We start from the raw sequence: 22,641 nt of genomic DNA on the forward strand, positions 1-22,641 counted from the left end.
AAGATTCGGACCGTAGTTCGATCCGAAGGAGCTTCAGGGTATTGTATGTGGTTTGTGAGGCTGAAGCAATCCTGCCACCCCGACTGAAAAAGCGCTAACGAAAGTTAGGGCTTTTTTTATGCGCCAGTGTAAGATTCGGACCGTAGTTCGATCCGAAGGAGCTTCAGGGTATTGTATGTGGTTTGTGAGGCTGAAGCAATCCTGCCAGCCCGACTGAAAAAGCGCTAACGAAAGTTAGGGCTTTTTTGCTTGTTCACTTTTGCGTCCTAAAGTTCAGATTGATTTTGTTAAGAACCTTGCCTTAGGACCCTTTAAACGGCATTGAAAGGCTGGTCTTTTTCCGGCCAGCCCAACAAAAAAACAGGTTATTCTATTGAACTATTAATTAACGATTTAGGTTGATAAGCTTTTACTAATTGAACATTCAATTCCAATACAGATATCCATTCAGGTTCCTGAATTACTTCATATATTATTTATTAGCTCATTGAATTTGATGAGCCTTAGGTAACATCTTAAAAATCATCAAATCATTATTAATATATTGATTTGCGATTCCTTTAACCTTATCTATTGTCAGTTGGTCTAACAATTTTTCAAAGCCAATAATATCTACCAAGGGTTCTTCATTTTGCAGTTTACTAGCCAATGCCTGAATCCAAAACATATTTTGTTTCATGCTTTGTTCCCTAGCTAATTTTTGCGATACCACAAACTTATGCAACTCTTCAGCTGTAGGTCCTAAAATTTTCAACCTTTCCACCTCTTCTTCCGCAGCTTTAATTAACTCTTCAGTCCGATTACTAGCAGAGCCAAACACTATTTTTAAATTAAATTGGGAAGGATATTTTGATAGAGTTGCTTTAACATTAGGGGAATACACCCCACTTTCAATGAACCTAAGCCTTGCTGTAATTCGCATTTGAAGGACCTCAGCCAAAGCACTCATCGCTATAGCATCCAGTCTATTATAATCGAAGGATCCAGTATATGCCATTAATACCGAAGCTTTATCTTCTGTGCCTTCAAAAATGGTTTTATTAATTCTTCCTTTTGCTGGGCGAATTCCACGATCCACAAAATTTTCTAACATTCCATTAGAAGGAAGGGAGCCTAAGTATTTTTCTATTAAAACCTTCAAATTAGGTTCATCAAAATTGCCTACAAATATAAAAGTGAAATCAGCAGCATTTGCAAAACGCTCCTTATAGATGGCTAATATACGATCTACATCCAGCTCGTTCAGCAATTTTAGATCAGGAACACTGAATCGAGGGTTGTAGTTTGAAAGTACCCTATTTATGGTATCGCTAAATACGGTATTCGGATTGTTATATCTTGATTCTATAGTAGGACGACTTTGAGCCAATAGGTTGTCAAATAAAGACTTTTCCTTTCTGGGGTCGGTGAAATACAGGTGTGCCAATTGCAATGCAGATTCCAAATCCACTTGACGCGTTATTCCACTTAAGGTCTCAAAATTATTTGTAATAGCAACATTTACTTGTACAGATTTCCCACTTAGCAACGTGTTTAAAGCTGTAGGACTATGTTTTCCTAGTCCCATTGCTTTTATGAAATTTACGGCATTTTCCGCTTGTCGAACAGCTTGATTATCGTATAAAGAGCTTCCGCCACGACTAAATCCTGTAAATAGTATTTCGTCATTTTTGAAATCCGATTGCTTAATTAGCACCCTAAGACCATTGTTTAATGTCAATTCGGTTAATCCCAAATCTTCCACTTTCTTTTCCGATTGTATCCATCCAGGGGAAGGTAATTGATCTAATAATCCGGTGGACTCGAGGATATCTTGATAAGGAGGTAGGGGAGAAGATTCCGCATTACGCATCCATGAAAGCACATCAGATTCCTGAGGTAAATTTGCTTTTTCGGAGCTAGGGGCAGTTACGATGATATCCCTATTTTTATTAGATATCAAGTCATTAAGTGCGTTTTTTACTTCAGTCTGTGTAATCGAAGGCAAAAATTCCTGCAGCATTTGGTACTCCAAAGTGATGCCAGGTACAGCCATTCCATTTAAGAAATGCGAGCTGTATTCTTTCACTAAATTGATTGAGTTATTCTTATCCCTTTCTTTATAAGCATTTTCTACACCCATTAAAATTCGTTTTTTTGAACGATTGAATTCTACTTCCGTAAATCCAAAGCGCTTTACTCGATCCAATTCTCGCCATACTTCTTGAAATGCATTTTCCAATTTGCCCGGATGAGGAATAACAGTTACCGAAAACCCTGAAATAGATGCTATAAATGTTGTAATTTCTGCAGACCCTTGTAAAAAGGAAATACCAGTTCCTTGTGCAGCCTCATTATACCGATTCAGCAGCAAATTTTCCAGTATACGTTTAACAATAGCTTTTCTATAGTCAGCACCTGTTCTTATAGGAGACTCTTTAAATTTCATCGTCACTTGCATTTGTGTCTGTTCAAGTTCTGGATCAGTAAACGTGAAAAATTGATTCTTACCATTAAGTACAATAGGGTATTCTATTCGTTTTGGAGCTTTATCAGGATTTTTTAAATCACTAAACAATAATTTTATTTGATTTTCAACTTGTTCAACATTAATGTCTCCAACAACAATCAAGGCTTGTAGATTAGGTCTATACCAATCCCTATGAAATTTTCTTAAAACTTCTGGCTCAAATCCACTGATGATTTCTTCAGTTCCTATTGGCAATCGTTTTGAATACCGACTATGATTTGTCAATATGTTAAACACTTCATTATTCACTCGATTCCTCACGCCCGCTATCGCTCTTTTTTCTTCTAATATTACCCATCGTTCTTTGTCCATTTCACTGCTTTCAAGTAGTGCATCCTGGGCCCAATCACGCATAATTTGCATAGCATTTGCAAACACTTCGGAATCCGAGGTAGAAATTGGTAATTGATAAACGGTTTCATTTAAAGAAGTATAGGCATTCAAATCGGCGCCAAATTTAACCCCTTGCTTTTCTAAGTAATCCACTAGTTTATACCTGGGAAAGTTTTTGGTTCCTTTGAAATTCATATGTTCCATAAAGTGGGCTAATCCCAATTGATTCTCTTCTTCCAAAATAGATCCCACTTTATTTACCAGGTACAGATCAGCTTTTTTTTGAGGGCTTGTATTTTTTTGAATATAATAGGTAAATCCATTAGCTAGTTTTCCAAATGTAACTTCAGGATTTAAAGGAAGTACATCTTGAACTTGCTGCGCGCTGAGCAAAAAAGGAAATAAGCAAGCAATAATAAAAATGATTTTTTGAAACATACGATTATTTGATTTACAGGTGATAAGCAGATGCTTTAGAAGCAATAGTTTGGCTAATACGATGGCCTACCATGCTTTTGCAACTGATTAATTGTAATTAAACTGAAGTAAGGAAAGGACAAATGAAAGCTGTATCAATAATTTTCTATCGCTGTTTAATTAAGCCAGCCTCAGTTGCCCTGAAAGTTTATTGAATTAAAATTTCGCTGATTTTCTTTTCTAGCTCTGCCCCTCTAAGATTGATAGCAATTATTTTACCCTGAGGATCAATCAAGAAACATGAAGGTATGCTGCTTACCCCGTAAAGTTTTGCCACTTCATTGTTTTGGCCTGATAAATCAGAAACATTGGTCCAAATTAATCCATCCTTTTCAATGGCGTTCAACCAAGCTTCTTTAGCTTTTTCATTATCAATAGATAAACTTAAAATGGTGAAATTTTTGTCTTTATAGGTGTCATATACCTTTCGTAAGGTTGGATTTTCCATTCGACAAGGAGCACACCAGGAAGCCCAGAAATCGAGTAATACATATTTACCTTTAAAGTCTGATAATTTTATTGGTTTTCCATACACATCATTTTGAGTGAATTCGGGCGCCATCATGCCTGAACGAATCATTCCAGATTTAGTAATATCGTTTAACATTTTTTGCCCTAAAGCAGTCGATAACACTTCTTTGGAGAATTTTTTAAGTTCATTTTCAGAAAAAGTAAAGTTATTTCTAACATCAAAAAGTTTGGATTGCTGAAAAACCCACAAACCAATGTAAGAGTCGTAGTGTTTCAAGTAAAAATTTTTATTTATGGAGTCTATCTCATACCTAATTTTTACTTCCCAGTCCTTCATTTTTTGTATTTGAGCCGGATTGTTTCTATCCGCTTCAGAAAGACTAGTACTTGCAGCATTGAGCGTAGAAAAATCTTTCAGTTGAGGTGCAAGTGCTAATAAATAGGCTGCTAAATGTTCATTGAGTTTTGAATTTTCAACTTTGGCATCTGCTAAGCTTCCAGTTTCAGAACGGAGGTTTACTATCCCAGGTTCTAAAAACAAGGGGTATATAACTTGTTGACTTTTATTTTTTTCTTTTGCATAGAGGCTTGCATCCGAGGGTCCATCAATAGTTCCAGAGAACGTGAATTTCCCATCTTTTACAAGGGCTGTCTCCCGTTTCATTCCAGTGGTAGATGTATATACCAATGTGACGGTATCTCCAGAAATACGATGATTCAAATCAGCAATTAGTTTAAAAGTATCGGTTTGATTTTGAAGCTTAAGCAAAATTGACTGAACATCTAGCCCTAGCTTCGTCTTATTTTGAATTACATTTAGTTGTTCTGTTTTTTTGTTTCCAACACATGAGCTCAAACGAGTTTGGGAATCATAATTATCACTAGCTATGGCATTGTTTAGGAAAAAGCAAATCGCTATGGAAATCTGACTGCTAATTATTTTTTTAATTTTTACGTCCATATTATTGATGTATTGACTGTTTTTTGCGTTTTTAAAAGGATGTTTAAGGATTTATGGAAATTCCACCGATGATAATCATCTCATATAGATTCAGATACTTTACAGATTGTAGTACGGTGAACCGTAGCATTCTTGCCGTAGATTCCCCAATTTCCAAAGTCTGCATAGGTTGTTGAATATTGCTGTCAAATGTTCCTTTGTCGGTCCAAGATTGTCCATCTGAACTAACCTCTATTTTTACTTTTGTTGGGTATCCACCATCCGTAGGGAAATTGATTAGCTTGGGTAAGTAATAGGTCAATGATGAGAATCGTAGCTCTTTATTAAAGTTGATAAGGACCCATTGGGGCATTTTCTCACTAATATTCGTAGACCACATGGTCGTTTCATTATTCGCATCTAGTAAATTTGTTGGACTTAAACCGGGATTATACGAGGAATATTGTTCAATCGTCCAAGCCGATTTGTTTATAGTCAAAGGTTTTCCAGTTTTAAATACATAGTAGATAACCCTTTCATTTTCTAACTCTAGAGCTTTGCCATCAATTGATTTGATAACAATGGGTAAGACATAGGTGCTATATTCTAGCAATTTAGTTTGCTGGAATAGATTTAATTGAGCGGCTTCAGAAGTTTTATTGCCAGTTGCTAATTTCACCACATCCTTAAAAAAATAATAATTACTATTCGGCAACAACATAGCAGTTGGTAAAGCATATTTCGTTTTAAAATCGGCTAACTTATTTGGGTCTACAGCAAAGCTGATATAATGATCATTTATGCCTGCATTTCCAATGATTGAAGCCTTTAATTCCACCGTTTTTAATTCGTCTTTCCAATTCGTAATTCCGAATTCTATGGAATCTGTTTTTGAATTATGATCGAAAGAAACAGAAACAGGTGCTAAGTCTATACGCTTATTATCTTTTTCACAAGCGACTGCCATTAGTAAGCAACTGCTGTATAGGAAAACTTGTTTTAGTATATTCATGAATTCTAAATGGGGTTTTGCTGGATTTTCGGATTTAAACTGATGACTTGGAAAGGAATCTGTAGCGTATAAGTATTACTGCCTGGAGCCAATGTCGCAATCACTTTTCCGGCAACATCATACCTATGCACAGGATTCATTTTGTTTTCCATACTTAACCGACGCATATCAAACCAACGCAATCCATTAAATGGAAGTTCATGTATTCGTTCCTTGAGTATTTCTTCTAAAACAAGTTGTTGATCTGTTGATTCAAATTTTATATAACTGTCTGCGGAGAACCGATTCTTTCGAATTTCATCTAATTGCATTAAGGCTATGCCGAGGTCATTATTGCGTGCGGCACACTCTGCTACGATTAATTTCATTTCTTGAACAGATGTACCGGTGTTTGTATAAGTTAGGGATGGAGTTATTGCTCCGGGGGAGAAAAAATTACTGTTTCTTTTTTCAAATTGGTATCCATCCATAGAGTAGTATAATGCTCGGACCCTTTTATCATTACTGGCAAAAGATCTTAAAAAATCAAGGGTAGGATAAGTGGCTGTTAGCAATTGCCTGGCATAGATAACATCTGGATGGATGTATAAGAAATTGCTATTTGGAAATGGTCCATTGAAGTTTATCAATGAGGCATTTGAACTTTCTAAAGCTAATTCTGCATTTTTTCGAGCTTCATCGTAATTTCTAGCGTAAAAATGAAGTCTAGACAATACGCTATATCCAGCTGCAATTGATCCTCGGAATCGATTCAGACTATTGTTCTTGGGGAGGTCTGCTATGGCCATCTTCAAGTCCCGAATTAATTGTTGGTATAATTCTTCCAGCGTACCTCGAAGGGGGACTTCTTGGTTTACATCATTGGAGGTAACATATGGGATGCCTGGTACTTGGGAAGATGTTTTTGAATCATAAGGTTGACAATACTCATTCATCAAATAAAAATATTCTAATGAGCGTCCTAATAAAGCTTCTGCTTTGATATTTCTTTTCTGCAGATTGGTTCCACCAGTCGCTTTGTCAATGCCGATCAATACCGTATTAAATAAGTTTATTTTCGCATAATGATTTCCCCAAAAAATAGGTTCTTCTTCCAGTTTTACTGAATATTGATTACTCCATAAATAGATTAAATCTTGAGGTTGAATAGCGGGAATCGTAATGTCTGCTAAATCAATATTATCACCTAAGTAATTCCAATATTGGATGCCATAATAAAGTTTTTCATCATCATTAAGCCATTGATCATAATCTGTGACTGTGGTTAATAGGGTTTTACCTTTAGGGCTTATGTCTAGGTACTTATCACAACCAGAAAATAACAGACTAATTAGTGGTAGTACCCGACACAGGGTTTTTATATTTTTCATTTTCATTCCTGCTAAAGAGTTAGAAATAAGGCAAGGGTATAAGTGGGCGATAAATAAGGTTTTGCAAAATCTCCTGTGGCCATACTAAAATTGTATCGATTAAAACCAATGGTATAAATATTTGAAGCCTGTGCTTTAATCTCCAGTTGCCGAAAACCAGCAGATTTTAGCACCTGTTGCTTGTTTACACGGTAGGATACCGTCAGATCACCTAAGCTTAGGTAATCGCCATGAACAATGTATTTGGAAGCATAGTTGTAAGCTCGGTTTGCCTGGATATGGTTAAAGGCTGGGAGAGCCATCATATCAGAATTCAGTTCATCACCTGGGTTTTGCCAATAATTTCCTATCCCTACTAATGGCCTGGTTGTCGCAAAGTTTGGTCTTGGAACCCTGACTTTAAATCCGGCATAATAATTGATCATAGCGAAGAAATAAAATGATCCTACATCTATTCTATTACTAAAACCGGCATTGATAGTCGGTAATCCAGTACCTACATAATGGCTGAGTCCAAACTCTTCGGAGGTCATCGCTTTTTCCAAGGCAGCATATTCATTTTGACCAGAGGTATTGGTTTTTATGATTTCACCGTTTGGTCCAGCCAGGTTTGGATATCCAGCATCGTTTATTCCAACCGTATGATAGGCAAACATTGCCCCAACCGGAAAACCAGCGATATATCCCAAAGCATTCAACGTTTGTGGGTCATAATTTCCTCTACGATGTACTTTCAATACTTTGCTGGTATTATGGGCTAAGACAATTCCAGAGTTCCAATTAAAGTCTTGTCTTGCGATCCAATCCGCTCGTAGGCCAAATTCAATACCATTGTTTAGAATGGTCCCTTGGTTGATTAGGGTGGGGCTTGTTCCAATAGTAGGGTCGATTAATGCATTACTTAATAAATCTGTACTTTTCTTCGAATAGTAGTCCAAGTTTCCTTGGATATTTTTGAAGATCCTAAAATCTAACCCTCCATTGATACTTCTCGTTTGTTCCCATCGCAAACTCGAGTTGGCATAGGAGAGCAACCGCAATGCAGGTAATTTTGGATTCGTTAACGCAGATAATTTTTTGGTAGCGATTACTTCTGGCAGAGAAAGTTTCGCAACATTCCCATTGAAACCATAAGAAAAACGAAACTTCATTTGATCCACCCAAGTCAAATTTTTGATGAATGACTCATGGTGGGCATTCCAAGCCATTCCAAAAGACCAAAGGGGCTTATATTTATATTTGGGATTTGTTCCAAACAAATTAGATTGATCCACGCGTACACTCCCTGTCATGGAGTAATTATTCTTATAACTATATACGATATTAGAATATCCAGAAAAAAATCTATCCTCTGTGTTTTCTTGTAGAAAAAATGATTCATAAGGAATAGGTGCATTCGATATGCGCACATTGCCTCTTGTTGCTATGGCATTGGAGGTAATGGAGTTAAAATCTACGGGTTGTTGAATTAAAGAATTGTCATTATACCCAAAAGAAGTACTGAGACTTCCCTGCTGAACCATATTTCTTATTTCGGTTCCAAGAATGGCATTTACAGCATGGTCGCCAATAGTTCTATCATAATTTAGCTGTGCTCTTGCTGTATAATTATTGAAATTTATATTTTGCTGTTTAAGCTTACCCCCTTTTGGGATGTTGAAACTTAATTGCCCATCGGGTTGAATGAACGTAAAATCATTAATAAATTTTCTCATTTCTGAGGAGCGTTCAGAAGCAATGTACTTAATCGCTGAATTGGAAGTCTCATAGATTCCACCGAATATTAACCGAAAGCCTTTACCAATCTGATAATTGAAGTTTGCGGTGATTTTATTGCTGATTGTACGGGTAGTTTCTTTTACCTCCTTCATTTCTATCAATGGATATAAGGCATCATCTTCTAAACCTTTGGATATAAGTTGCGCTGTGTATGTAGGAGAATAACTTCTCCACAGCACAGATGCAGGATTTCCTGATTCATCACGAAATCGCTCAAAGGGCATATAAGTAGTGGCGTTTGGCGTAGGGGCAAAATTTATTCTTTGCTCACTAAAGTCTGTACTCAGTTCTAAATTAAATTTTTTGGAAAGATTTATTGACGTTCGACCTGATAGCAATAGCCGATCATTGTCGTTGAAAACTTTTGATAATCTATTTTTACTATAGTTTCCAGTTAAATAGTATAAGGCGTGCTCGTTGCCTCCAGATACGTTTAAATGATGTTGTTGCGTTAAGCTGTTGCGTTCAAAAAGCTCACTATAGTCCGCTAGATTATCGTAGCTTCCTAAAGCCGCATAAGCATTTTCTGCCTGCTCGGGACTGATAACACCTGCAGCCAATTGTGCTCCAATATAAAAGGTTGGATGCCTATTCACGGCACCACCTGGAATGGAAGAAATTCGATTCCAGGTCGCTGAGTTAATGCTAGGCTCTTGAATTTCACGTAAATAGTTCACCAGTAATGCAGCTGCATTTGGATCCCATCGATAGCGCTCATAATTTTCCTTTGGCCTTAGACTGAAGGATGGTCTATAGTTAACAATTGCTTTTCCAGCTTTCGCTTGTTTACGTTCGATAACGATGACCCCATTTGAGGCGCTAACCCCATATACCGTTGCTGCAGCAGCATCTTTCAGAATATTTACGGAATGAATCTCATTGGGATCTATCATGTCGAGACTTAATGTAGTCGGATAACCATCCAGCACAATTAAGGGATTTTGATTGGCAGACATCGTCGAAATACCTCGAACATTAAATAGTGGACGAGCACTCGAACCGCTAGTTCCTGGGACTAAACTGGTGAAATTAATATCATTATTAATCATTAGACCTGGAAGCCTATTGGTTAGCCCATCTAGAAAATTAGAGCTTATGCTAGATTCATACTCTTTTGAACTTATCTGTGCCACGGCTCCCGTACTTTGTTCGGGACTGATTTTTTGGTATCCTGTATTCAAAACCATCACAACCTCTTCTACTTCTTTAATTTGGTTTACCAGGCGAATTTCCATTGGCATACTAAATTTATCAATGGCAATTTCAATCGTTTTGTACCCTATATGCGATACGATAAGAACTGTGAATTTTGGGAGTTCTCCCAAATAGAATTCACCATTCTTGCCTGTTTTTACCTGATAAAAGGTTCCTTTTACGTATACTGTAGCACCCTCAAGGCCTATACCTTTGTCATTCAAAACGTTTCCTGAAACGATGATGGAATTATCCTTTTCATCAGTACGATTAATCGGAATAGGCGATTCTTTTTTTGTGATCGTAATAAGCTTGTCCATAATGGCATAGGACAAGTTTTTGTCCGCTAATAATTTTCGCAATGCATCCTGCACTGTTGCGTTTTTGACCTGAATACTTGCCTTTAAATTCAAATCAATTATTTGCGCATCAAAGTAAAAATTGTAACCAGATTGCTTCCTGATTTCTCGAAAGATGGACTCTAGTGGAGCGTTTTTTTTGCTTATAGTAATTTGTTGACCAAATAATGGGGTACTGACCTGAAAAAGAATTACTAGGAATAAGATCGTGGTAAATCGCAGGTTAGGCCATACTGTAGTCTGCAAGCAAGTTTTTACAGCTTGCTTTATGGAAAAATTTAAATACATTTACGTTTAGTTTGGTTAAATCCAGAGCGCCTTTGCCCGTCGAAAAGTAATGGCGTCCTGTGGTAAATAGCAACCATTTATTGTTTGTTGCCAAACATGGACCAAAGGTTTATGCCTTTGGTTTTTTAGGCTCCTCTAGTTTAGTAATTAGTTTCGCCTATTGAACTCTTGTTTTTATACCCCGTTTACTTTAGAGTTAATGGCAATATTCTTAATAGTTTAACACATAGAGTTTCCTCCCTTCTAATTTAAATTTGACTTGTTTTGTTTGTTCAATACCTTCCAAGATTGTCTTTAAACTGGCATCCCTAGAAATCCATCCGCCTGATATTAATTTTTCAGCGTTAGTTGTTTGGTAAATAACTTCCACATCATACCATCTAGCGAGTTTGCTCATTGCGGCTTTAAACGGGATTCTATGGAGATTGAACTCCCCGTTTTTCCAGTCTACAACTTGATCTAGGTCTGCTTTTCTTACGTTAATTTTATTCCCATCAGTACTTGATTGCTCTCCGGGCCGTAATATTTGAAGTTGATTCGCTGTTTTAACTTTTACACTGCCTTCTAGCAGCGTAGTCGTTACGTTTGGTTCATCTTCATAACTATTGATATTGAACGCTGTTCCGAGCACTTCTACTTCTTGGTTTAAAGTTTCCACGATAAATGGATGGCTTTTGTCCTTACTTACTTGAAAATAGGCTTCACCTTGCAATTTTACCCTGCGCTTTCCGTTTTGTTTTAACCCTGTAGTATAGGTCAAACTAGATGCTGCATTTAACCATACCTTAGATTGGTCAGGTAAAATCAACCTATACGTTTCCCCTTTTTGCGTACTTAACGTATTCATACTATTGGCGCCTAGGCTAGGATCACTGATGCGGTAAACTAATTCTCCATCTGCAGTCTGTACAACGGAAATTCCAGCTTCATTCGCTATTTCTCCTTTATGAGCTTCAGTGAGGTAAATTTTTCGGCCATCGGCCAAGGTCAACGTGGCGTTCATTTTACCCGGTGCCACATTGACCGAAAGGTCCGATTCAGCTTGTTTAGAATTGCTTAGTCTAGAGGATTTATAATAGTACAGTATAGTTCCAACAAATAGGAGGGCAACAGCTGCTGCGACCAATCTTGGCCAATAAGTCATGCGAACAGATTTTTTGCCATATTGTAAGGGTAGGTAAGTGCGTATGCGGTTTGAAATATCATTTACTTCCGCTTCCGTCAATTTTGGCTTCTCTTCCCTAGCTTCTTTAAGATACCAGCTTTCGAGCATAGAAATTTTAGGCTCCCTAAGTTTGCCCTTGGTATATTGATCTAATAGCTTAGCCAGTTGTTCCTTATTCATTTCTTAAATGGAGTTTTTAAACCCTTATCTAATTACATGACAGGTTCAGTTATCAAACGTTATAGCTAGCATGAAAAAAAAATAGTTATTTTGACTACAGTAGCCAAAGGACATGGAGATAGGACTTGATTTTTATTTTGAGAATTTTCAAGGCATTATGCATTTGAAGTTTTGCCGTTTGCTTAGTAATGTTTAGTTGCTCTCCAATTTGTTGGTAACTGAGTTCCTCTTGGCTACGCAATAGAAATACTTCACGCATTTTAGTTGGAAGTGCGTCAATTTCTTTTTCAATAATACGGGCAAGCTCTTTTTCTCGTAAGGTAACATCGGTCATACTATGGCCTTCTTCCATAAAATTGGCAATAGATTCTGCATAGCGGGATGCAACTTTTTGATGCGAAAGGAGATTAAATACTTTATTGCGAGTAGCTGTGTACAGATAGGATGAAAGGGAATTCGTCACAGAAATCGTCTCCCGTTTCTGCCAAAGGGTCAAAAAAACATCTTGCACCAAATCTCCTGCAGCTTCTTTTTCCTGTAAAAGTTGAAACGCATGCTTAATTAACAACTTATGATATCGTTCAAAAATTTCGGTATATGCCCGCTGATCGCCCTGTAATAATAAAGTAGCCAAATGACGATCTGTAGAGTTTTGATATGTAGTCATTTTAAAGAAAAAAGCATCATAACTTTTAAATGGTTTAGAAATAATTTATCCAAACAATTAACAAGTTTAATGTAAAATGAGCAAAATCACAAATTCAACCGCGCTATTTTCTTGATGTTTATTTATTTTTAAAATTTGAACAGGAATGTAAGATGCTGTTAAATATGTTTCAGTGCTTTAGTTTTAACAGGGATTAACCTGATGTGCATCTTTAGCATTTCAAGGTTTGCTTCGAATTTATTTTGATTGGGATATCAAAAAAATAAGCCTGATTCGTATCAGGCTTATTTTCATATGTTATGGATAAGATTTTCAAAATAGGTAGGAAAACTATCGAGCTTAGTGCGCTCCATATGGAAGATAAATAAATATTAAAGCGGAAATAGCCTACTTTCTATATGTTCCTCATCCATGATCTTTATTAATCTACGTTGAATTTTGTTGTTTTGGATTGGATTTTTTTCCTGAGGATCTTTTTCGATATTATATAATTCATAATACGTTTTTTGAGCATCCTTTACATTAAAGCGGAGCAGTTTGTATTGATTTTGCTGGACGGCTTGTCTACCTCCATCCTCATGAAACTCCCAATACAAATGTTTGTGTTTTTGCTGTTTTCCTTTATTAAGTAAGGTAGGAACTAATGATACTCCATCGGTGGATTCATTTTTCTTGTCCCCAATTAATTCTTGTACGGTCGGTAAGATATCCCAAAATGCGCCTACCTGATTGTTGGTTTTGTTTGGAGCGATATGCTTGTCCCAGCGAACGATCAGTGGTGTTCTAATTCCACCTTCATACAAATCTCTTTTGAAACCCCTTAATCCGGCAGTGCTATTGAAAAAAATTGGATCAGCTCCACCTTCCCGATGAGCACCATTATCACTACTAAATAAGATGATGGTATTTTCCGTGAGACCCAATTCATCCAGCTTAGCGATAATCTCTCCTACATAGTGATCTAAGCGACTTACCATAGCTGCAAAAGTAGCTCTAGGTTTGCTTACAGAGGCGTATCCAGCAATTGTACCTTGAGGTCCATAATCATTGCCTTTGTGCGGTTTTTCTTCAAAAGCATTTTCATATTTCTTATAAAATTGATCCTCAGGACCCGTCAATTCAGCATGGGGTAAAACAGATGGTACGAATAGAAAAAAGGGTTGGTTTTTATTGTTTTCTATAAAAGCCAGCGTTTGCTCTTGGATTAATGTCGGGGCATAAGTCACCATGTTCCTTAGATCATTGCCTGCTAATGATATTTTTTGATCATTATGCCATAAGTGGGTCGGAAAATACCGATGCGATTGCCTTTGACAGTTATAGCCAAAAAATTCGTCAAAACCTTTTTTATTCGGATCCCCAGATGTTCCGACCATGCCTAATCCCCATTTACCAAAGGCACCTGTGCGGTATCCCTGTTCTTGAAGAATCATCGCAAAAGTACGGATAGAGTCCGCTAAAGGTTCTTGGCCTTCAGGTTCTATTTCTTTATTCCCTCGAATGTAGGTATGCCCTGTATGACGGCCTGTCATTAAGGAAGAGCGTGAAGGTGCACAGACTGATGTTCCTGCATAAAAATTGGTAAATCTCATGCCTTGCTCTGCTAGTTTATCAAGATTAGGCGTACTTATTTTCTGCTGGCCATAACTTCCTAAATCTCCAAGCCCTAGATCATCTGCTAAAATAAATACAATATTAGGACGTTGCTGTTGTGCATGGAGTTGAAGTCCCGCAGATAGAATTAAATATAAGAGTAGTTTTTTCATTTCATTTAGTAGCGTATAGCGTAATTGTTTTTTTCAAAATCAGTACCCTAAATAGCTTTTCCTGTTAAATAAATAAAGAATAAGTTTTGTTTAGGAAAAGCTGAGCATTAAGCATGCGAATTAATGGTAAAATAAAAAAATAGGTTTACTTCTTTTCAAAAAAAAGATAATTACCAGCGAAAAATTACTTTTCGCTGGTAAGTTTATTTTAATCATTCCAACCTGGATTTTGATTAATCTTAGGATTTAAAACAATCTCTGCTGAAGGAATAGGGTATAGGTAATAGTAATCTGGGAAAGCAGGTGGGCTACTTTCGTAGGCAATATAACCTGCTGTAGCTCCATTTAAAACTGGTATAGGAGCCGTGGCTGGCACATCAACCCCTTTTACAATATATCTACCCAATTTTCTACTGGCAGCATAATTCATTTTTTTCCATCTTCTTAAATCATCAAAACGAAACCCTTCACCCATTAACTCCACCGCTCGTTCTCTGCGAATTTCCCATAATACAGCAGAAACAGCACTGTCTCTTGTTGGATCAGTAGGTATGGAAGCTAAATTTAAATTTGCGACCTGTCCACGTTGTCTTAATTTATTGATAGTTTGATTAATGATATCTTGGGTAAGTTCTCCTAATTCATAGCTGGCCTCAGCATGATTCAATAATACTTCGCCCATTCTGAATATTGGGGCATCATTGATGTCTTCATTCTGCAACATCTTTATTTTATTACTGAATTTATAAAAACGATAGCCTGTAAAAGTCACATTAAAAGGTTGTCCATTGGTAAAGTCTGCATAATGAGGCTCTTGTCTAAGAACTAATCCTTGCCAATTTAAAGTAGGTAAGGTTTTACGACTTGATACAGACAAGGTATTCATTAAATTAATATACTCCCGGTCACCTTCATTAGCTGTAAAAGCAAAGGTATAACTTGGGTGATTGACCTCTACTTTAAAGGGTGGGGGTACCGTATAATATAACCTAATGTCCCGATTTCTAAATTCTTTGTAGGGGTCTTGATCTCCAGCGAATTGGGTACTAGTCCATCGGGTTTGGCCATCCTTCATCAGGTAAAGATCTACAGCAGATTTCGTTAAATCCCATCTTCCGGCAGAATTTCTAGCTAAGGAAGCAAGAGAATGCGTAATCTGATTAACCTCATATTGTTTATACAACAAGACTTCCGTATTGTTGGCTAAGGATTCACTATTAAATAGTTCATCATAATCCGGATGTATGTTTGGGAAATTGCTTATTAATTTACTCGATGCAGCGACGGAGGCGCGTAAATATTTTTCACCATTGCCTAAACCATGATACTTACGCCAAGTACCTTCTCTAAGACCGAATCGCGAAAGTAATGCACGCACGGTATGGACATTAATGGTATTCTTTCCATCACCAGAAGCTTTAATATTTGCCTCGGCATAAGTAAGCATTTCCACTATTTTATCAGCGATTTCATCTCTTGTACCTGGTGTACCGTATAAAAATTCCTGATCACCATCATTTATTGCCTTTTCAATCCAAATGGTTCCACCAAATTTATTTAGTAAATCCATATAATTATAAGCTTTAAAGAAATAGCCTAAACTACGCACATGTTTCTTATCCACTTCACTTAGTTGACTAGCACCATCTATGCGGTCTAAGAGTATATTTATTGCGCGGATTTGCACATAAGGATTACTATAATCTGCGGATGAACCAGGAATAACTATTCTATTCCAAAGCCAATCGGAGGTAGCATTGTTGTTGGCTAAAGCAAATAAATCACCATTTACTTCTGAATTAGGTACGGAATTCGAATATCCAGGAAATACCCCGTAGAATTGCCAAGCATAAGTGATGAAATTATCGTAAGAAGTAAACGTAGTACCTTCTGTCAAGGTTCCTTCTGGAGAAAGATCTAAAAGTTTGGTACAGCTTGTATTGCTGGTGCTTAAGCCAGCTGCAATAGCGATATATAAAAAATATTTTAAAATTTTCATGATTTCAGAAACTGGTTAGAAATTAATGTTGACACCAAAACTGTATTTTTTCAAATACGGGTAAATTCCCCCTGAACCAAGGTCTGCAGCATCGGCTTCAAATCCTGTAGGCAACTTGTCAAATAAGAAAAGGTTCTCCCCAGTCACGTAAAGTCGTATACTTTCTAAGAATTTAGATTTCAAGACTTCCTTCCCGAAATTATAACTCAAGCTGATGTTTCTCACTCGAAGGTATGAACCATCTTGTAGGTATTTCGTTTGAACTCTGCGGTTGGCTCCTGTATTTAAACCTGCGTTGGAATACACTCTACCGTAGTATGCATCTTGATTTTCGGGAGTCCAATAATCTAAACTGTGTTTAAAGAATGTGCCAAATTCATTTGAATATGGCCAAAACAAATGGTTACTCATCCATAAATCTCTTTTAGCAACACCCTGAATGAAAATAGATAAATCAAAATTTTTGTATCCAAAATTTCCGGTGATTCCGTATTGGTAACGACGTCTATTATTTCCTATGCGTTGCATGTCCCCTGGATCAGCCAATGTTCCGTTCCCGGAAAATATTTTCCCATCTTGATTTAAATCTTGAAATAAAATATCTCCGGGATTTTGAGCAACACCTGTGAAGGCTGGAATTCCATCTTTTAATGTCCCATTTTGAAGTTTATCATTCAAAGTTCCATCCACAAAATCATTTGCTGTATAATATCGATCGGTCACATAACCCCAAATTTCTCCCAATTCTTTACCTTCATAATAACCGTTGATTAGACCAGCACTGTTATCTATTTTGGTAATATAACCTCGATTGTCTGAAAGGTTAAAGCCTATAGCGTAATTAAAATCTTTTACTTTATCTTTCCAAGTTAATTCCCATTCCCAACCTTTCGATTCTAAATTGGTCGTATTTTGAAAAGGTGGTGTAGATCCTAATACAGCTGGAAGATCAGCTCCTTGATAGAGCATGCCTATGGTTTGTCTACGGAACCAATCAAAACTTGTGTTCAATTTACTGTTGAACAAAGCCAAATCAACACCTAGATTTAAGGTTCTAACTTTTTCCCAAGTAAAGGATGAAGAAACCAAACTCGGTGGTGTAATGGTTAAATAGCGAATGCCTGTTGTAGGATTGATCCATGAAGAGTTCGTGGCAGACATAGCCGGTGTTACTGGAAAATAGACCTGTCCTCCCGAAGAGTTTAAAACTACTTGATTCCCAATCTCTCCAAATGAGCCTCTAAATTTAAGTAATGGAATATGATTTCTAAGGGAACTCATAAATCCTTCCTCTGTCACATTCCATCCAGCAGATACCGATGGGAAGAACCCAAACTTGGAGCCTTCTTGAAATCTAGAAGAACCATCTATACGTCCATTCAATTCTAATAAATACTTATTTTTATAGTCATAATTTATACGACCGAAATAGCCTAATACAGCATACTGTCCAAAATTATCATCCACAAATTGATTTCCACTACTCGTACCTAGGGAAGGAGACTCTGGACTTAAGATATCGTAGCGCGTTGCGGAGTAAAACTCATAATGACTCTTTTCGTAGTTCGTTCCTAATAGGTATTTGAAATGATGTTCATCCAATTGATGGCTATAACTAGCATAAAAATTTAATGCGTTATAATTGGTAATACTGCTTCCACGCTGGTAGTACTGGTTATTGAATAAATACTCTTCACTAAAATTGTTAGGGTTCATGTATTTATTGCGTATTTGGTAATACCTACTATTTGTATTGGACTTATCAAAGGTATATTCAGCTATCACATTTAATCCTTTAAGGATATTATAATCTAATTTTCCGAATAACCTTAGATTATCATTATAGTTGGTGCTTGGATCCTCATACTTTAAGTAATTATTTGGTGTACCGTATGGAATTTCCGTACCATCCATTGCGATATCATATCCTGTATTGATATAGGAACTGTGTGTAATAGCTCGGTAAAACATCTCACCCATATTCATAGGTGTTTTACGCTTATCGTTTTTGTAAAGGATATTTGCACTTGCGTTTAAATTTTTTGCAATTTCAGCTGTTAAAAACGCATTCACATTGTACCGATTATAGCTGTCTTTATCGGTAGCCATAATGCCATCTTCATCAGCATACATTCCCGATAGGCGGTAAGCTATTTTTTCTGCCCCTCCAGAAAAAGATAGGTTATGCAATTGTTCAAGGCCAGTCGAAAAGACCTCCTTATACATGTCATATTCTTTTAGTGGGTAGATGTTATTGTTGACTTCTGCATTACCCTCAGGATATTTATTCGGGTCAGCCTGATACTCTTTTAATAATTCTAACCAAGTTTCGACATTCTGGCCTGTCCAATTTGTTGCTTGACCGAAATCTTTTAAACCTTGAACAAATTCTATTGGACTTGCTTTTTCAGGTAAACTTGTCGCATTAGACCAGGTAAAGTTGGAGGAATAATTAATTTTATTGGGTTGATTTTTACCTGCTTTTTTGGTGGTCACCAATATCACGCCAAATGCCGCCCTTGCACCATAAATGGACGATGCCGCAGCATCTTTCAAAACGGTGATGTTTTGAATATCTTTAGGGTTAACATCATCCAAATTCATGGGTACGTTATCGACCAACACTAATGGAGAACCTCCATTGATGGAAGTAATGCCTCGAATATTTAAATCTGAACCTTGCCCTGGTCTACCGCCACCAAAAGTGACTTGCATACCCGGAATAGCACCTTGCAAGGCTTGAGAAGAACTACTTACTGGTCGATCGCCCAAGACTTTATCCATATCCACAGACGATACAGCGCCGGTTAAATTGGCCTTTTTCTGCGTGCCAAATCCAACCACTACCACTTCGTCCAATGAGGTCAAATCTTCCAGTAGGGTGATCAGTATCTCCGAAGAACTGACCGGTACTTCTTGGCTTGAATAGCCTATATAACTAACTTGTAGGCTTGCTTGATCATCGGTTACGACCAATTCAAATCGGCCGTTCTCATCCGTGCTTGTTGCTTTATCTGCATTCTTTTCCGTTATGCTGACACCGATGAGTGGATTTCCTGATTTGTCTTTTACCACACCTTTTATTGGGAAACCATTTTGTTTGGCCGAATTTGGGCCTATAATTATACGATTACCATCCAAGGATTTCATACTAAGCCCCGCTTCATTTAACAAGGGAAGCAAAACTTGAGTCCATGGAAGGTCATTAACCTGAATTTTACCTAATGAGGCATTATTTATTAAATTATCTGAATAAATAAAAGTGACCTTAGTTTGCTTTTCGATGGATTTAATAACCGTTTTTAAATCACTGTCGAATAAGTGAAGGGATACTTTTTCTTGAGCAGAACTGGGGTTAGCAGTGACTCGAATGGAAAATATGCATATCAGGCAAACAATAATTTTAAGCATCAAAAACACTTTAAATAGATAGGGAATTTTCACATGATCCCAAATGGCATGTAAATTAATTTTCATAAATTAGTTGAATTGATTAAAGCGCCTTACTTTCTCAGGGCTAGGTGCTTAGTTAATAAATAAAATTCGAAGGATACATCATGGATGTGTCCTTTTTTTTCGTTTAAAATAAAGGGTTATAGCATAGTTTTTTTAGGTTTAATAAATGTCTATTTGGTTATTTACTCGTTTATAGTTAAAGTCTATTCCTGTCAATTTAATCACCTCTAAGGCCTCTTCGATTTGGGATTCTTTGAATTTTCCAGATATCTCCATCTTTTTTAAATCCTCATTTGTAATCGTAATTTGCACGTCGTACCATTTCTCTAATTTGGAAGCAACCACTTCAAAGGGCTCGGAATCAAATGCCATAATATTTTCTTTCCAAGCTATTTCTGTAGCAGACGTCTTTAAAGGATTCAGCACAATCATACTTCTACTAACAGTTAATGCTTTATTACTTGCCGTATTGTTGCTAGGCTGCAGGGCATCTAAGGGTTTAACGTGCTGGTCTATTTTTATTTTTTCTCCCGGTTTTAACTGTAAAAATTGCGCATGAGGCTGGTCTTTTTGAATATACAATTGAATGTTACCTTCGACCAAGTAGGTTTCTGCAATTTCTTCATCAGGGTACGATCGAACATTGAAACTTGTACCAACTACTTTGATTAGAAGTTCATTGGCTGTAATCAGCATGGGCAGTTCTTTGTTGGAAGCAACATCAAAATAAGCTTCCCCAACCAACATAAGATCCCTGTTTTCCTTTCCAAATCCGTTGTTATAGGTTATCGAACTCGCATTGTTTAACCAAATACTACTCCCATCCGGAAGCGTTATGTTTTTACGTTCCCCTTTTTTTGTTTCTACGCAATGTACCAAGGCTTCGTTTAATTCTACGTTGGACATTTTCTTCCAGATCACTGGAAGCATAAACAAGCCCAATAAGAGTACCGCTGCATAAGGGAGGATTCGTTTGATGAAATCTGATTTTTTAGAACGAACAGGTAGAATTGCGGTGTCTACTGCTTTTTTTGAGAATACAGCATCTATTTGAGCGTCTATCCTAGCATTTACAATTTCTTGCTGCTTAGGTTGCGCAATTTCCTCAAATATTTTACGGTATTTCGGGTTTACTTTCGTCATTGTTTCCAGCTCTTTCTGATCTTCGATAGATAGGTTCTTCGATAGAAATTGATGGAGCAATTCAAAAAATCGTTCTTCGTGCATGGTTTATAATTTTCTGCTAATTACGTAAAGGACAATTGAAAAGATAATTCTCCCCAATAAAAATGTAATTATTTTTAATAATGATGGTAAACTGTTGATTTACAGCAGGTAATTTTTGATGCTATCCCTTAATTTCTTAAGTGCAATCTGCAAATGACGATCAACTGTTTTTGGGCTTATCGAAAGAATTTCTGCGACTTCTGCATAGCTGCAGTCGTTATCTCGCAAAAGTATATAAACCATTTTTGTTTTTGGACTGAGTTGCTGAATGGCATGTTGAATATTGTGGGATAATTCTTTGACCTGATATTCATCTTCTGGTGAAATGGAATTTAAGGGGTAGGTTTGGAGGTTATTGAGGTAATTCGTATGACGCTTATTTCGCTCAAGCTCATTGAGACATCTGTTTTTTACACTGACGTAAAGGAATGTTTTTAGATTTTGAACATTTTTTAAATTCTCCGGTTGTATCCATACCTTCAGCATTAAATCTGATACTAAGTCTTCTGACAATTCGTTATTGGCAGTCACCGAAGTTGCAAAGGATACGAGTGCCCCGTAAAAATGCTTAAATATCAATCTAAAAGATGATTCATCTTGAAATTGAATAATTTTACTTATTTCATCCGACCAATCTTTTTCAGCACTCAACATTTTCATTCCTTACACTAAATCAGGAGATATTAATTTTTAATAAATATAATAATACCATATCAATTTTATTCCTAAATGGATATTTATTTAATAATGGATAACTATTTAAATTAGCTTTTATGGTCTATCGGGTTTATATTCAATCAGCTATGGGTAGGTCAAGGCAACTGTCCCCATCACCTGTTGTTTGGATCTCCTTCAGCTATTCCTTGCTTCTTCTTCGCAGTTGTTCAACGAAGATCCTTTGAATATGCGATGATGATCCAAAGAAGATCCGAAGGAGATCAATTGAAAATCCAAGGGAATGAAAATTTTTTTTACTATTTGGAAGTTCCTTTCCTTTTGGAGCTTCCATTAATAATATTGCTTTTTTTAGAGCTAAGACAATCTTTTATTCTTTTTTATTGTCTGCGTACTGCTCCAAATGAGTATACAATTGTTCGTGTTTTGGATTTGTTCGCTAGCTTGTATTCTCGTATAGCTTGATCTACAACGGAATTGAAAAAGCTGTTTTTCTGAATGTTTAGCATTTATAAATGCCTTTAGATCATCTTCTTTGTTGTTGATCGCGTTTATTATTAATGCTTTGTCTATGCTTTCGCCATTTTGTCCCTCTTTGACAGCCTTTCACACGTATTTAGTCAGTACTAAAGGAAATTCTAGAAATTCCGTTTTTATTTTCTGTTAGACGAACATCAATAGCCTATTTTGAGCGTGAAACGTAAAGTGTGTGAATAGAGAAAATAATAAAATTAGGTGATTCTCTAGTAAAATAGCTAGTAATTAGTAAGATTT

Annotated in this window: 12 protein-coding genes; all 12 read right to left on the minus strand. The window is 36.7% G+C overall.

Annotation, left to right across the window (positions count from 1 at the left end):
* Positions 1-484 precede the first annotated feature (484 nt).
* The 12 genes from ACFRAE_RS07835 to ACFRAE_RS07890 all read right to left on the minus strand — a co-directional run bounded on the left by ACFRAE_RS07835 (position 485) and on the right by ACFRAE_RS07890 (position 21,852).
* Positions 485-3,280 (minus strand): M16 family metallopeptidase, encoded by a 2,796-nt coding sequence (locus tag ACFRAE_RS07835; protein WP_422796584.1) that lies wholly within the window; start codon positions 3,278-3,280, stop codon positions 485-487.
* 187 nt (positions 3,281-3,467) lie between these two features.
* Positions 3,468-4,751, minus strand: a complete 1,284-nt coding sequence (locus ACFRAE_RS07840; protein ID WP_422796585.1) for a redoxin domain-containing protein — start codon at positions 4,749-4,751, stop codon at positions 3,468-3,470.
* Positions 4,752-4,794: 43 nt separating this feature from the next.
* The gene (locus tag ACFRAE_RS07845) at positions 4,795-5,742 is read right to left on the minus strand and encodes a discoidin domain-containing protein (RefSeq protein ID WP_422796586.1); all 948 of its coding nucleotides are present in this window, start codon (positions 5,740-5,742) and stop codon (positions 4,795-4,797) included.
* Positions 5,743-5,747: 5 nt separating this feature from the next.
* Positions 5,748-7,112: a RagB/SusD family nutrient uptake outer membrane protein gene (locus tag ACFRAE_RS07850; RefSeq protein WP_422796587.1), complete on the minus strand. Its 1,365-nt coding sequence runs from the start codon at positions 7,110-7,112 to the stop codon at positions 5,748-5,750.
* Positions 7,113-7,123: 11 nt separating this feature from the next.
* Positions 7,124-10,732 carry a SusC/RagA family TonB-linked outer membrane protein gene (locus ACFRAE_RS07855; protein WP_422796588.1) on the minus strand — a complete coding sequence of 1,203 codons (3,609 nt, stop codon included), beginning with the start codon at positions 10,730-10,732 and terminating at the stop codon, positions 7,124-7,126.
* A gap of 211 nt (positions 10,733-10,943) precedes the next feature.
* Complete coding sequence (locus ACFRAE_RS07860; RefSeq protein ID WP_422796589.1) at positions 10,944-12,077, minus strand: FecR family protein; 1,134 nt, start codon at positions 12,075-12,077, stop codon at positions 10,944-10,946.
* A 94-nt stretch (positions 12,078-12,171) separates the two neighbouring features.
* Entirely contained in the window at positions 12,172-12,744 is a 573-nt protein-coding gene (locus ACFRAE_RS07865) for an RNA polymerase sigma factor (RefSeq protein ID WP_422796590.1), read from the minus strand.
* 371 nt (positions 12,745-13,115) lie between these two features.
* Complete coding sequence (locus ACFRAE_RS07870; protein ID WP_422796591.1) at positions 13,116-14,510, minus strand: arylsulfatase; 1,395 nt, start codon at positions 14,508-14,510, stop codon at positions 13,116-13,118.
* A 208-nt stretch (positions 14,511-14,718) separates the two neighbouring features.
* Positions 14,719-16,509 (minus strand): RagB/SusD family nutrient uptake outer membrane protein, encoded by a 1,791-nt coding sequence (locus ACFRAE_RS07875; protein WP_422796592.1) that lies wholly within the window; start codon positions 16,507-16,509, stop codon positions 14,719-14,721.
* A 15-nt stretch (positions 16,510-16,524) separates the two neighbouring features.
* Complete coding sequence (locus ACFRAE_RS07880; RefSeq protein WP_422796593.1) at positions 16,525-19,986, minus strand: SusC/RagA family TonB-linked outer membrane protein; 3,462 nt, start codon at positions 19,984-19,986, stop codon at positions 16,525-16,527.
* A 138-nt stretch (positions 19,987-20,124) separates the two neighbouring features.
* A complete protein-coding gene (locus ACFRAE_RS07885; RefSeq protein ID WP_422796594.1) occupies positions 20,125-21,192 on the minus strand; it encodes a FecR family protein in 1,068 nt (355 codons plus the stop codon).
* 99 nt (positions 21,193-21,291) lie between these two features.
* Positions 21,292-21,852, minus strand: a complete 561-nt coding sequence (locus ACFRAE_RS07890) for an RNA polymerase sigma-70 factor (protein WP_422796595.1) — start codon at positions 21,850-21,852, stop codon at positions 21,292-21,294.
* Positions 21,853-22,641: the final 789 nt, after the last annotated feature.

The sequence above is a fragment of the Sphingobacterium sp. HJSM2_6 genome (assembly GCF_049316305.1).
In the GTDB taxonomy this organism is placed as follows: Bacteria; Bacteroidota; Bacteroidia; order Sphingobacteriales; family Sphingobacteriaceae; genus Sphingobacterium.

Excerpts from the sequence above, each read along its gene's own strand:
- ACFRAE_RS07890 (WP_422796595.1), bottom strand. The coding sequence starts at position 21,852 with ATGAAAATGTTGAGTGCTGAAAAAGATTGGTCGGATGAAATAAGTAAA.
- ACFRAE_RS07885 (WP_422796594.1), bottom strand. The coding sequence starts at position 21,192 with ATGCACGAAGAACGATTTTTTGAATTGCTCCATCAATTTCTATCGAAG.
- ACFRAE_RS07860 (WP_422796589.1), bottom strand. The coding sequence starts at position 12,077 with ATGAATAAGGAACAACTGGCTAAGCTATTAGATCAATATACCAAGGGC.
- ACFRAE_RS07845 (WP_422796586.1), bottom strand. The coding sequence starts at position 5,742 with ATGAATATACTAAAACAAGTTTTCCTATACAGCAGTTGCTTACTAATG.
- ACFRAE_RS07850 (WP_422796587.1), bottom strand. The coding sequence starts at position 7,112 with ATGAAAAATATAAAAACCCTGTGTCGGGTACTACCACTAATTAGTCTG.
- ACFRAE_RS07835 (WP_422796584.1), bottom strand. The coding sequence starts at position 3,280 with ATGTTTCAAAAAATCATTTTTATTATTGCTTGCTTATTTCCTTTTTTG.
- ACFRAE_RS07870 (WP_422796591.1), bottom strand. The coding sequence starts at position 14,510 with ATGAAAAAACTACTCTTATATTTAATTCTATCTGCGGGACTTCAACTC.
- ACFRAE_RS07865 (WP_422796590.1), bottom strand. The coding sequence starts at position 12,744 with ATGACTACATATCAAAACTCTACAGATCGTCATTTGGCTACTTTATTA.
- ACFRAE_RS07880 (WP_422796593.1), bottom strand. The coding sequence starts at position 19,986 with ATGAAAATTAATTTACATGCCATTTGGGATCATGTGAAAATTCCCTAT.
- ACFRAE_RS07855 (WP_422796588.1), bottom strand. The coding sequence starts at position 10,732 with ATGTATTTAAATTTTTCCATAAAGCAAGCTGTAAAAACTTGCTTGCAG.
- ACFRAE_RS07875 (WP_422796592.1), bottom strand. The coding sequence starts at position 16,509 with ATGAAAATTTTAAAATATTTTTTATATATCGCTATTGCAGCTGGCTTA.
- ACFRAE_RS07840 (WP_422796585.1), bottom strand. The coding sequence starts at position 4,751 with ATGGACGTAAAAATTAAAAAAATAATTAGCAGTCAGATTTCCATAGCG.